13 protein-coding genes and 1 pseudogene are annotated in these 11,566 nt (G+C 58.8%); 8 read left to right on the forward strand and 6 right to left on the reverse strand.

Annotated features, from left to right (window positions below; all coding sequences use genetic code 11):
• Positions 1–189 precede the first annotated feature (189 nt).
• A complete protein-coding gene (locus tag M0D67_RS02740; protein ID WP_171928990.1) occupies positions 190–1,062 on the forward strand; it encodes a hypothetical protein in 873 nt (290 codons plus the stop codon).
• Between the two features lie 391 nt (positions 1,063–1,453).
• Complete coding sequence (locus M0D67_RS02745; protein ID WP_171929000.1) at positions 1,454–2,131, forward strand: DedA family protein; 678 nt, start codon at positions 1,454–1,456, stop codon at positions 2,129–2,131.
• Positions 2,132–2,146: 15 nt separating this feature from the next.
• On the opposite strand, the pseudogene M0D67_RS02750 reads toward M0D67_RS02745, so the two are convergent.
• Together M0D67_RS02750 and M0D67_RS02755 are read right to left on the reverse strand one after the other, a co-directional pair.
• Positions 2,147–2,758 (reverse strand): annotated as a pseudogene (locus M0D67_RS02750) (flagellar hook-basal body complex protein); the annotation flags it as partial.
• On the reverse strand, positions 2,745–3,167 hold the full coding sequence (locus tag M0D67_RS02755) for a hypothetical protein (protein WP_171928991.1): 423 nt from the start codon (positions 3,165–3,167) through the stop codon (positions 2,745–2,747). The gene M0D67_RS02755 and the pseudogene M0D67_RS02750, both read right to left, overlap by 14 nt.
• A gap of 114 nt (positions 3,168–3,281) precedes the next feature.
• Here M0D67_RS02755 and M0D67_RS02760 point away from each other — a divergent pair, with 114 nt between their 5' ends.
• Positions 3,282–4,820 (forward strand): PLP-dependent aminotransferase family protein, encoded by a 1,539-nt coding sequence (locus M0D67_RS02760; RefSeq protein ID WP_266237166.1) that lies wholly within the window; start codon positions 3,282–3,284, stop codon positions 4,818–4,820.
• A 202-nt stretch (positions 4,821–5,022) separates the two neighbouring features.
• On the opposite strand, the gene M0D67_RS02765 is transcribed toward M0D67_RS02760, so the two are convergent.
• From M0D67_RS02765 to M0D67_RS02775, 3 genes are all read right to left on the reverse strand, one after another.
• On the reverse strand, positions 5,023–5,430 hold the full coding sequence (locus tag M0D67_RS02765) for a cupin domain-containing protein (RefSeq protein ID WP_115105177.1): 408 nt from the start codon (positions 5,428–5,430) through the stop codon (positions 5,023–5,025).
• Positions 5,431–5,501: 71 nt separating this feature from the next.
• Entirely contained in the window at positions 5,502–5,981 is a 480-nt protein-coding gene (locus tag M0D67_RS02770; protein ID WP_171928992.1) for a carboxymuconolactone decarboxylase family protein, read from the reverse strand.
• A gap of 178 nt (positions 5,982–6,159) precedes the next feature.
• Positions 6,160–7,041, reverse strand: a complete 882-nt coding sequence (locus M0D67_RS02775) for an RNA polymerase sigma-70 factor (protein WP_171928993.1) — start codon at positions 7,039–7,041, stop codon at positions 6,160–6,162.
• A 421-nt stretch (positions 7,042–7,462) separates the two neighbouring features.
• Here M0D67_RS02775 and M0D67_RS02780 point away from each other — a divergent pair, with 421 nt between their 5' ends.
• The 3 genes from M0D67_RS02780 to M0D67_RS02790 all read left to right on the forward strand — a co-directional run bounded on the left by M0D67_RS02780 (position 7,463) and on the right by M0D67_RS02790 (position 9,618).
• On the forward strand, positions 7,463–8,464 hold the full coding sequence (locus M0D67_RS02780) for a bestrophin family protein (RefSeq protein WP_266237172.1): 1,002 nt from the start codon (positions 7,463–7,465) through the stop codon (positions 8,462–8,464).
• Positions 8,465–8,920: 456 nt separating this feature from the next.
• Positions 8,921–9,406 (forward strand): GNAT family N-acetyltransferase, encoded by a 486-nt coding sequence (locus tag M0D67_RS02785; protein WP_266237174.1) that lies wholly within the window; start codon positions 8,921–8,923, stop codon positions 9,404–9,406.
• A 44-nt stretch (positions 9,407–9,450) separates the two neighbouring features.
• Positions 9,451–9,618: a hypothetical protein gene (locus M0D67_RS02790; RefSeq protein ID WP_171928997.1), complete on the forward strand. Its 168-nt coding sequence runs from the start codon at positions 9,451–9,453 to the stop codon at positions 9,616–9,618.
• Positions 9,619–9,766: 148 nt separating this feature from the next.
• Here M0D67_RS02790 and M0D67_RS02795 read toward each other — a convergent pair whose 3' ends face one another.
• Positions 9,767–10,222: a GntR family transcriptional regulator gene (locus M0D67_RS02795; protein ID WP_266237176.1), complete on the reverse strand. Its 456-nt coding sequence runs from the start codon at positions 10,220–10,222 to the stop codon at positions 9,767–9,769.
• Positions 10,223–10,432: 210 nt separating this feature from the next.
• Here M0D67_RS02795 and M0D67_RS02800 point away from each other — a divergent pair, with 210 nt between their 5' ends.
• Both M0D67_RS02800 and M0D67_RS02805 read left to right on the forward strand, forming a co-directional pair.
• Positions 10,433–11,185 carry an SDR family oxidoreductase gene (locus tag M0D67_RS02800; RefSeq protein WP_266237178.1) on the forward strand — a complete coding sequence of 251 codons (753 nt, stop codon included), beginning with the start codon at positions 10,433–10,435 and terminating at the stop codon, positions 11,183–11,185.
• A 103-nt stretch (positions 11,186–11,288) separates the two neighbouring features.
• Positions 11,289–11,566 (forward strand): SDR family oxidoreductase (locus tag M0D67_RS02805; protein WP_266237180.1); only part of this gene is annotated, 278 nt, incomplete at its 3' end.

An 11,566-nucleotide genomic window follows, 5' to 3' on the forward strand; every position in this document is an offset into this window, starting at 1 on the left:
AGTATGGCCGCGCGCCGGGAACCCGTTGCACGACGGACAGTGCGTCGCACAGCGCCAGCTATCTGTAGCCATCTGTCTCAAAGCAGCCCGAGCGCCGGTCACTAAAGTGCACGTCGAGAGGGGGAGGTCGCGGATCAGATCGACTCAGCCGCGATAAGACCCAGATTTCTAAGCGACCAACTGACCATCATGCGTACCATCCAGATTCTGCTTCAAACGACCATCCTGCCTAACGACGACGACTGGTCGATTGCGCGGTTCAGCCGCCTGGCAGAACTACTGCGAACGCATCAAGCTTCCGAAGGGCGCGTGACGTTCAATGTCGTTGCTCGGGACCGCGAGCGGCTCGGGCAACCGGACCCGATTCTTTCTCGTCTCGATGAAACCGGGTTCGACGAGTTGTGGCTGTTTGCCGTTGACGAAGGCGACGGTCTGACCTCCGAAGATTGCGAGGGGATCACGCGATTCCGACGGGCAGGTCGTGGTTTGTTGGTCACCAGGGATCACATGGATCTGGGCAGTTCGCTGTGCAGTTTGGGCGGCGTGGGCAAGGCACACCACTTTCACACGCGCAATCTAGATCCCGACCGATCCAGACGTGTGGCCGACGACCCGTTCTCAACCCACATCTCCTGGCCCAATTTTCACTCGGGCACAAACGGAGACTTTCAGGAAGTCACGATCGTTGGACCCACACATCCCGTATTGGCGGACCCTGACTCTCCTTGCGGCGCAATCCGGTTCCTGCCCGCACACCCCCATGAGGGCGCCGTTGACGCTCCTGACGACGAACCAGCTCGAGTGATCGCACGAGGCAAAAGCAAAGTAACAGGAAAGAGTTTCAATCTTGCAGTCGCATTCGAACCTTCGGTCCGGGGAGGTCCCGCAGTCGCCCAAAGTACCTTTCATCATTTTGCCGACTACAACTGGGACTCGCGACTTGGTTGTCCGAGCTTTGTGACCGAACCTCCTGGGAACGGGATGCAGACCGAGCGGCAAGCTCTGCGGGACATCCACCGTTACTCGGTCAACGTCGCGCTGTGGCTGGCTGGAGCGCTCTAAAGCTATTTGCGCCGAGTAGGACTATCGAAGCGAGCCATCGGGGCTGCGGCGAGTTCCAATCGCGACTTGGCGAGTTCCATGAGTTCCGTGACCAGCGTGTCAGCGGTCGACGTATTCAGGAGATACTTGCGCGATCTGTTCCATCACACTTCATGCCAGAAGGTTCATGCGATCACCCGTCGTTTGTTGCTTTTCAGGCAACATGAAAACCGCAGTGCGCAGTCTTCTATGCCGAACAAGATACGCATACGATAGCGTTCAGATTCGCTTCGTGCGCCATCAGCGCAGACGATTTCTGAATCACCAGGAAAAGGGCACTGACAAACCTCATGCAGGTCTTTCCCGCTCGAGTGTTACGACCACGACGAAATCATTTTCTCAGGATCATAAAATGTTTTCCCATGAGCTGCTTTCTCAGTATGGAGCGTTGATCGTATTCTTCAGCGTGCTTGCCTCATCGCTCGGTCTGCCGTTTCCTTCCATCACGACGCTAATGACGATCGGCGCGAGCATCGCCAGTGCGAGATATGACCTCGCGCGTACGCTGCTTCACTTCGTCATTCTGCTCGGTGCCGCCGTTTCCGGTGGTGTTCTTGGCGATTTTCTCTGGTTTCAAGGCGGCAAACGCTACGGCAGACGCACCCTCCAGTTGGTATGCAAACTGTCGTTCACGGGGCAACGATGTGTTACAAGATTCGAGTACTTCCTTTCTCGACGTGGTGCGCGTGCGTTGATGATTGTCCGCTTTGTGCCCGGGCTTTCGCTGATCGCCGTTCCTCTTTGCGGAGCGATGGCGATCAAAACGCGTTCCTTTCTATTGCACGACTGCGCCAGCGTAAGCATATGGGCATGCGCTGGCCTCCTCGCGGGCGCGTTTCTGCCCGGTCGACTCGCCCCATTGTTCGCACACCTCCATCAATCTGGATGGCAGATGCCATTGTTGGGCATCGTCGCGGTGGTTCTCCTTTGCTATCTGTGGCTTGCTCATAGGGCTCTCACACGAACCCCGATGGCAGACAGGCCACCGGGCACGCCCCCCTGTACCGCCGGCATCGCGGGCTATTGCTGATGGATAACGTATCAACTATATGTTGATGAGCGTCTGATCGACCGTCTGCTGAGTCTTGATCGTCTGTGCATTTGCCTGGTAGTCGCGCTGCGCCGTAATCAAATGAACAAGCTCCGCCGTCAGGTCCACGTTTGAGTCTTCGGTCTCACCGCCTTGCAGCACCCCATGATTGGTTGAACCGGGAGTGGAGATTTGAGCAACGCCAGATTCAGACGTCTGCGCATACGCGTTGTTTCCGAGATTCACGAGACCATTCGCATTGGCGAAGGTCGCGAGCACCACCTGGCCAAGGGCAAGCGTGGTGCCGTTCGAAAACGAGCCGGTCAATACGCCGTCAGGACCAACGGAGAACGACGTGAGTTGCCCTGAACTATTGCCGTCTGGCTGCAAACTGATTACGCCGTTCTTCCCGCCGTACTGCGTCGTACCTGTTAAATCCAGCGACAAGGATTGCGTCGTGACCCCACCGTCCGCACCGTTAGGGATGGTGAAGCTAAGGTTGGAAGCGCCAGGCGAAGTCAGGCGGCCCGAATTGTCAAACGTGATTGCTCCCAGATCGCCTGCCGGGTTCGGACCGACTGGAGTCAATGACGAACCCGAGGTCGCGTACACCTCATAAGAACCCGTTGCTTTTTTCAGTCACTTCCATGGTTGTCACGGACAACGACAACGTATCAATGATTCCCTGACTATCAGGCCTCTGCGCCACGAAGCAGGGAGCGGCGAAGTCGACATTCCATTCATTGACGCACACGAGACACGTCTCGAAGCCGTTCAATTCAGTTGGATCGCCGTGAACCGTAGTTAAGGGCACGGTTGAGTGCTTGTTCTTTGCGGGCGTCGGTTCCGGTTCGTTCAACTGCGCCGGAAAGAACGATGCTCTGATTTTCGGCTCCGCGTCGGGAGCGCGTGTCTGGCGCTCGTCCATTGCGAGCCTTACACGACCAATATTTACATCGCCGCCTTGAATATGGTTTCGACTGTGGTCGCGGTGCGTGAATGACGCGGCAATTTTCGGGGTTGCGATACGTGTCACTTCTCGGGACTCGTTGGCGAGGCTGAATTAACAGGCAATCGTTGCTTGCGACGGCGATCGTGCGCACATCATGAACTCCGTATCGCAAAAGAAGAACTGATAGATTCCAACGTCATGACCGGTAGATGTGAAGCTCCAACGGGAAGGCGCAGACGCGAGCGATCCACCGTCGTATGGTCTCTTCCTTTGGGGGCGCCCAATGCAAACGAAAATTTGCAGCAGTGGTTATACAAGGCATTAAGCCAGGCGATCATCACTGGCCGCTTGCCCCAAGGCGCTCTCCTCCCGGGTACGCGCACACTGGCACAACAGTACGGTCTTGCCAGGGGCACAGTCGCCGGAGCGTACGAACAATTGCTGTCGGAAGGTTATCTGGTGGCCCGCACGGGAAGCGGTACTCGGGTGAGCACCGCATTGCCCGACCACACATTTCCGTGTAACGCAGTGGCTTCACGGCAAACTGTCGCCGGCGACGAACCAGCAAAGGAACTACACGTTCCATGGATCAAGCGGCTCAGGGAGCATGATCCCCCCTTTCCGCTCTCTGGAGCGAACTCACTACCGCAGCCATTCTTTCCGCACCGTGGCGATATTCGCCTGTTTCCAGTCGATCTATGGCGGCAACTTCATGTACGGCAATTGCGCCCGTCGCGCCTGCTTACGCTCAACGACACAAGTCCTGGCGGTTTGCCCGCGTTGAGATTCGCCATCGCGGAACATCTGGCGATCGCGCGCGCAGTGAGAGTGTCGCCGGACCAGATCGTCATTGTGGGCGGTGTGCAACAGGCTCTCGACCTTTGCATGCGCCTGCTGAGCAAGCCTGGGGATTCCGTCTGGATGGAGGACCCCGGATATATGGGCGCGCGACAGATCATGCATGCGAGCGGCGTTCGGGTGGTTGATGTGCCCGTTGACCGGGACGGCCTCCGCGTGCAGGAGGGCATACACATGGCGCCGTCGGCTGTCCTCGCCTATGTCACTCCGTCGCGACAGGCTCCGCTGGGCATGCCGTTGTCCGCAGAACGGCGTTCTGCCTTGCTTCGCTGGGCGGCTTCGAATGATGCAATCATTTTCGAGGACGACTACGACAGCGAGTACTGCTTTCTCTCAAGACCACTTCCAGCGCTCCAGAGTCTGCCGGGCGCCGATTCCCGCGTAGTATTGGCGGGAACATTCAGTAAGCTGATGTTTCCCTCGCTACGGCTTGCCTTTGTCGTTTTACCCCCGCGTCTCGTCGAGCCGTTTATCCGGGCGACGCCAGTCACTGACCGAAGTGCTAACGGCTTGACACAGGCCGTCATGGCGGACTTTTTCGGCGACGGACATTTCGATAAGCACATGCGTCGCACCAGAAAGATCTATGCGACTCGCGCACAGGCGTTCGAACACACGGCTCTGAAACACTGGCAGGGCTTGATCGACTTCCCGCCGGCTTCAGCCGGTCTGGACGTTGTGGGCCGCCTGCCGCAGCTCGATGAGCGCACTGCCGTTCGAAGATTGAAGTTGGCCGGTGTCGACGCGGCGCCGTTGGGCCGATACACTCGGCGCCATAGCGTGGGCCAAGGTCTGGTGATGGGTTTCGCGCCCTTTAGTGAGGATGAAATGGACCGGGCCGCGCAACGCATGGTCGCGGCCTTACGCGAGAGCACATGAGCAGCTCAACCGAGGCAAGCTGGCGCGTGTTGCCGCCGCTTATGGCAACGTCTGAATGCTTCCGTTTCTCTGCGGCATATGCATCTGGGCCCGCTTTCGCTGCGCAGATCCGCCGGAACTGGAATCGGCCAGCCAAGACCCAAACACTGATGCCAGCGCCAAGCCAAACAGGTAAAACCAGAGCATCGCCACACGAGCGTGCTTATTTCTCCGGCACGAGAACAGGCGCGCCTTTGTCCTTCAGAAGAAGCACGATGAACTTCGCCGGTTGGGTCTGGCTCGCGTTACGCCCGACGGTGTGTACATCGTTGGGACCTTCATAGAAGGTCTGCCCAGGCGTGAGCGTGACTTCCTTGCCGCCCTTGACCTGCATCACGATCGATCCCTCCAGCACATAGACGAAGGCGTGCGCGTGATGCCGATGAACTGGATCGACAGAACCCGGTGGATAGGTCACGGTGATCATCAGCGCTTCCTTGCCGGGATAGTCGTCGAGCGGCTTTGTCATCAGCGGTGTCACAACGGCTTCGGGAGCCGCCGCACAAGCCACGCCGATATGTGCGCCCGCGACGACGAGCATTGCGATTGCGGTGTTCTTTAGTGAAAACATGGTCTGCCTGCCAAATAACGCGTCCCGCACATGCGGGACGAAGGTGGAAAGGAATGGAAGAACCAGACGGTTCAGGCGAGATTCGTCTTGTCGAGGCCGAATGCCTTGTCGGCCGAACCCGGCACGGTCCTGAACGCTACGTTCGCGCGGTTCCAGGCGTTGATGGACATGACTTCGTACGTCAGGTCAGACAGTTCCTTCTCTGAGAACTGCGTACGTACATGTTCGTAGATATCGTCGGGCACGCCAGGCTCGGCAAGCTTGGTCAACGCTTCAGTCCACGCCAGTGCGGCGCGCTCGCGCGGCGCGAAGAGCGTCGATTCGCGCCAGATTGCCAGGTGATGGAGACGCAGTTCACGCTCGCCGTGCAGGCGTGCTTCCTTTACGTGCATGTCGACGCAAAACCCACAGCCATTGATCTGCGACGCCCGGATCGAAATGAGATCGCGGATCGATTCTTCGATTGCGCTGTCCTTCAGTTGATTGCTGAATTCAAGGAGTTTCTTGAACAACTCCGGCGATTGCTGAATGTAGTTGATACGCTGTGTCATGGACTTCTCCTGGTGAACACTCGCGCTTAGCGGATGTCGTTAGCGGCAATGCGCCGCACGAAGTCATCGTAGGCCGCCGTGGCGTAGCGCGGTAGGCCCGCAAACGGGCTCACGGTGTTGTCCCTTTGGCACCAATCAAACGCAACCTAGCGCAGGCAGGCCGGAGAAATATCAGCGTTCAGGTGTTGCAGTGTGCCGCGGCGATACGCGCCAGCTTGTCGGGATTGCGCTGCACGAGAATACGGACGATGCGCGCGCCGTCTGTTTCGAACGACTGCGCCGATTCGAGCTTGCCTTCGACAAATCGCAGCAGCGCCCATTGACCGTTGAGCATCACGAGCTTGATGCTGAGTTCGCTGCCGTAGCGCCGGCAAGCAGCATAGAAAAGCTGTGCGATGCGCCGGCCGCCAACCATCGGTTTCGGGAAGCTCGGCACCTTGCCGCCGCCGTCGCCGATCAGCATCGCGTCGTCAGCCAGCAAGGCATTGATCGCAGTGAAATCGCCGCGCTCCAGCGCCTGTGCGAAGGTCTGCAGCAGGCGGAGATGGGTTTCGCGCGGCACAGCATAGCGTGCCCGTTCTTCGCGTAGTTGCGCTTTGGCGCGGCTGACCAGTTGGCGGCACGCGGCCTCCGTCTTGCCGATGGCTTCAGCGACCTCATCATAGTCCGCGTCGAATACCTCGCGTAGCAGGAACGCTGCGCGTGCCTCCGGAGTCAGCCGCTCGAGCAGCATCAGAAAGGCCACGGATACGTCGTCGGCGCGTTCCCTGACCCCTTCTGGCGTAGCAGACGGGTCAGTCATTTCAGGTTCCGGCAACCATATACCCGAATAGTGTTCACGCTGAATTTTTACCGCGCGAAGACGGTCGATGCACAGGCGCGTCGCAACTGCGACAAGCCACGCTTCAGCATTTTCGATGGCCTCCCGCGGCGCCGCATGCCAGCGCAGCCAGACGTCCTGCACGATATCCTCGGCCTCGGCAATTGACCCCAGCATCCGATACGCAATCTTGTGAAGCCGAGGGCGAAGCCCATTGAAGGCACGCGCGTCGTCGTTCATGAACAGATCTCTCCAGCCGTGTGAATACATGAGCGCCAGTCCGACAACTCTCTGACACCAGGATATTGCCACGCATGGAATTGAGATCGTCGTGTGAGACGTCGTTGGCCGGATGGTCCGAGCATAATGCGGTGCCGGAATCGAACCTGGCCGTCATCATATGCATGTCTTGTCCTCAACATAAGACCAAAAACGGGCGCTTCCGTGTTGTCTGAAGAACAACAATCACAACTTGAGTCAACCGTTTAGCATGAAGTCTGACGGAAGATTTTTCGGTCATATGTCACAAAAGTCGAGCGTGCAACGTCTTAGGGGAGGAGCGGTCCGGTCAGTGTCAATTGGGCGCAGAACGTGGCACTGGGTGCGCACGTTGTCCGCGTCTTTTTTCATTACTCACCTGCGGTAGCCTAAGACACACAAAATGCATCTTGGAAAATCCTATAAGCTATTGGAGTTCTTGATCTGGACTCGACGACAGATCTACGGACTTCTCGTTTGCGGTTCCGTACCGGTCGCTCTGTACAAGTTTTTCGCTCTTACATGGCTGTCGGTACCTCTGACGATTGTGGTTCTGCTCGGAACCGCGACGTCGTTTATCGTTGGCTTCAAAAACGTTCAGACATACAACAGAGCAATGGACGCCCTCGACATCTGGATTGACATATTGAGCAGAAGCCGTCGCTGGGGCCAAATCGCACGCGATCTTGTCAAAGACGAAGACATTTCCCGAAAACTGGTGTATCGACACCTTGCCTGGCTGACCGCGCTGCGATATGAGCTACGTCGACCCCGTATCTGGGAAAGCACGAGCAAGCGTTCCAACGCTGAATATCGTCGGTTCTATCGCGTGCCGGAGTGGGAAAGAGACATTAGCGAATTATTGCCAGAATATTTGTCTCCGTCGGAAACAACGCAAGCGCTTTCCTCCACTTCTATCGCTACATTCGTGCTGAGCCTGCAAGGCGCTTCGCTCAAGATGCTTCACATTGCGGGGCACCTGAATTCAAGTTTCTACATGGAGCTTCAACGGGCGGTTGGGGATTTCATTGATCTCCAGTCAAGATCGGAACGTTTCAAGAATTTTCCCTATCCACGTCAATATGCAACAGTCAGTTCGCTATTCGTGAGGTTTTTTTGTTTGCTTTTCCCATTCGGGCTGCTTCACGAATTCGATAAGCTGAATGATGGAGTGAGTGGCTTCATGCATGGCAACATGGTATGGCTGGTGGTGCCATGCAGTGTCGCAGTATCGTGGATGTACACGTCGCTCGAACAGGTTGGGGAAAGCACGGAGAATCCGTTTGAAGGCGGCGCAAATGACGTTCCCATTTCAACGCTGTGCAGCATCATTGAGCGCGATCTGAAGGAGATGCTCGGAGAACGTGCCGACGATCCATCGAGCCAGACAATCATTGCGCTATAGAGAGTTCAGTGTCTTTGTTTAGTAGATCCTCTGTAGCGCGAGAGTCGTCATAGCCCGAGGTAAGATTGACGCGGCCAAGGTTTGCTCAAAGGAAGGCATCATGGGTGGAGCAGCCGGTCAGAAAGCGGGCGACAGACGCCAAGCTCCGCGGAGTGTGAATCCTGGCGTCCGTCGAAGGTCTATCGCCCGGGCTCGACGAGCATGCCTGGATGATCTGCCTGCGATCGGCGGCAACAAACACACGTGGTCCGAGAACCGGGCTCCCCAATGCCCATCGCTCGTACCCGTGGGCAACGCGATGGCCTATTGGTGACACCGCTTTTCACGGTGACTGCGTCGAATTCGGCTAGCGACACACTGCGTCCGCCTGATGGCTTGGTCGAATCGCACATTCTTGGCTCTATCGACCAAGCCGTGCGCTGGGTATCGTGAGCGTCGTTCCTCGTGGAGACGCACATGCCTGCCTCGCTTCGCTTCGTTCACCTCGACACGCCTGATTCGCTGCTGTCCGCATTCGACGTCATGCGTCAGTTGCGCCCGCGTCTGACGGACGCGCACTCGTTCGCCGCGCAGGTGGCGAGGCAGCATGCCGAAGGCTATCGCCTGCTCGCTGCGTCCGACGCGGGCAAAATCGTCGGCCTCGCCGGTTATCGCACGCTGACCAATCTGCTGTATGGCCGCTTTGTCTATGTCGACGATCTGGTTGTCGATGGCAGGCTGCAGCGAGGCGGCATCGGTGCCCAACTGCTCGACGCGGTACGGCAGATTGCGCATGATACCGGCTGCGCGGAATTCGTACTCGACACGGGCCTGCACATGCCGCTTGCGCAACGCTTCTATTTTCGCAATGGGCTGCTCGCCCGAGGCATGCATTTCGTCGAACCACTCGCCCCTCTTTCGCATCCAATAGCGGCGAACGCGCGCGGCAGCCGGATTTCCTGACACCTTATCTGCGCGACGCGTTCGGTTCGATCGGCATCCACAGCATGCAGTTTCTTCTCTTGCAGGGACTTGTGATGGGCGAAGCGACGGTAGCTGAGGCGCTCGATTCGGCGCGCGTTCAACTCACCGGCGATGCGGTGCTCGCCTCGCTCGCCGCACAGGCGGTCGGCAGCGCGAGCACGCCGGCGGGTACGGTTGCGCAAGACGCTTAAAGCATCCCTGTCGCATCGAGCAAAGGCATGCCGCGCCGCACTTCTCCGGGATCTGGACACATGCCCCTCGCGTCAGCCGTCCAGACACGCGCGCAACGTTCGCGCGAGACGGCCGCCTCACGCGCATCGGCAATGTTCGCGAAGCCCATCACGAGGCCGCGCAGCGTGCGCCGCGCGCGGCCGTTCGCGTACCAGATCGAAAGCGGCAGCACCGCGAGCCCCGCCTTGCGGGCGCAGGCGGCGACGGCGACATCGTCGACCGGGCCATCGGGGCCTTCGGCGAACTGCACCGCGATTCAGTGCTCTGCCTGCCCCGCGCGTCCTGAACGCCTTGCGCACGCGACGAGTGTATCGCCGATGCCGGCAGCGACGTCGATACGAAGGTGCCCGCCGCGCCGCGCATCTGCAGGTAGCCCTCGTCGACGAGGATCGTGTAGGCGAGCTCGACCGTGCCGCGCGCCGTGCTCAGTTGCGTGGCGAGACCGCGCAGCGCAGGCACGCGATCGCCGGGACGCAGATGCCCCGCGGCGATCGCGGTCCTGAAACGCTCGCAGATCTGCAGATAGATCGGCAACTGATGCTGCCGATTGATTTCGATGGTCAATGCGGGAGTCGGTACGGTCATGAGGGTCTCGCAGGCAAGGGGAGCGGCAACCGACATGGACTAGTCGGATCGACAATTCTTGGCACTTTTCGATAGAGCATGATTCTTCCACAATGGCCTCACGCGATGCGACGGCGGCGAACACTTTCACGCAATACGACGCCCGCCAGCGCCTCACATGTTCAGTTACTTTCATCTGGAGAATCTGCCATGAAGATCGTCGTAATCGGTGGTTCCGGCCTGATCGGCTCGCGTGTGGTCACGCTGCTCAGCGAAGCGGGTCATGAGGCGCTTGCCGCGTCGCCGCGCACCGGCGTAAACGCCGTTACGGGCGAAGGCTTGAGCAACGCGCTCGTGGGCGCAGACGTCGTAGTGGATGTGACGAACGCGCCATCGTGGGAGCCGCAGGCGGTGCTCGACTTTTTCCGCACCTCGGCCCGTAACCTCGGCAAAGTCGAAGTGGCCGCAGGGGTACGTCATCACGTCGCGCTATCAATCGTCGGCTGCGACCGCACGCCGGAGAACGCGTATTTCGTTGCCAAGGTTGCACAGGAAGAAGTGATCGAAGCGGCGGGCGTGCCGTACACGATCGTGCGCGCGACCCAGTTCATGGAGTTCATCGGCGGTATCGCGGATTTCAGCACGGTCGGCGGCACGGTGCGCGTCGGCGACGGCCTGTTTCAGCCGATCGCCGCGGACGACGTCGCGGCGAGCCTCGCGCAGATCGCGCTCGCCGCGCCGCTGAACGGCACGGTCGAGATCGCCGGCCCGGACCGCGCGCCCTTCGCGGAGATCGTCACCCGTTATCTGAAATCGGTGGGCGACGCACGCCCGGTGGTGACGGATCGCAATGCGCTGTACTACGGCGGCCGTGTCGAGGAGCAATCGCTCGTGCCGCTCGGCGATGCGCGGATCGGCCGCGTCAGTCTCGACCAATGGCTGGCGCAGGCTAAAAAGGGTTGATTGCAGGGTTGTGCGAAATCTGAATCAACGCGCCTACATTTGACTTGATCGGCGCCATCGGCCCGATGGGCGTTGAAGCCGAACAAAATTTTCTGGGTAATACATGAGCACGTCACAAAAGGTTGTCGTCGTTACCGGCGCATCGCAAGGTATAGGCGCCGAAGTCGTCAAGGCGTTTCGTAAGCTCGACTACCGCATTGTTGCGACGGCACGTTCGATCAAGCCGTCGGACGACGCGAACATCCTGACCGTCGCCGGCGATATTGGTGACCCGGCAACCGCCCAGCGTGTCATTTCCGAAGGTGTTGCACGATTTGGCCGGATCAACACGCTGGTGAACAACGCCGGCATATACATCGGGAAGCCCTTCACCCAACATAC

This window comes from Paraburkholderia sp. SECH4 (assembly GCF_030511745.1).
GTDB classification, from domain to species: domain Bacteria; phylum Pseudomonadota; class Gammaproteobacteria; order Burkholderiales; family Burkholderiaceae; genus Paraburkholderia; species Paraburkholderia madseniana.

Excerpts from the sequence above, each read along its gene's own strand:
- M0D67_RS02745 (WP_171929000.1), top strand. The coding sequence starts at position 1,454 with ATGTTTTCCCATGAGCTGCTTTCTCAGTATGGAGCGTTGATCGTATTC.
- M0D67_RS02775 (WP_171928993.1), bottom strand. The coding sequence starts at position 7,041 with ATGAACGACGACGCGCGTGCCTTCAATGGGCTTCGCCCTCGGCTTCAC.
- M0D67_RS02740 (WP_171928990.1), top strand. The coding sequence starts at position 190 with ATGCGTACCATCCAGATTCTGCTTCAAACGACCATCCTGCCTAACGAC.
- M0D67_RS02765 (WP_115105177.1), bottom strand. The coding sequence starts at position 5,430 with ATGTTTTCACTAAAGAACACCGCAATCGCAATGCTCGTCGTCGCGGGC.
- M0D67_RS02800 (WP_266237178.1), top strand. The coding sequence starts at position 10,433 with ATGAAGATCGTCGTAATCGGTGGTTCCGGCCTGATCGGCTCGCGTGTG.
- M0D67_RS02780 (WP_266237172.1), top strand. The coding sequence starts at position 7,463 with ATGCATCTTGGAAAATCCTATAAGCTATTGGAGTTCTTGATCTGGACT.
- M0D67_RS02760 (WP_266237166.1), top strand. The coding sequence starts at position 3,282 with ATGACCGGTAGATGTGAAGCTCCAACGGGAAGGCGCAGACGCGAGCGA.
- M0D67_RS02770 (WP_171928992.1), bottom strand. The coding sequence starts at position 5,981 with ATGACACAGCGTATCAACTACATTCAGCAATCGCCGGAGTTGTTCAAG.
- M0D67_RS02790 (WP_171928997.1), top strand. The coding sequence starts at position 9,451 with ATGCAGTTTCTTCTCTTGCAGGGACTTGTGATGGGCGAAGCGACGGTA.
- M0D67_RS02785 (WP_266237174.1), top strand. The coding sequence starts at position 8,921 with ATGCCTGCCTCGCTTCGCTTCGTTCACCTCGACACGCCTGATTCGCTG.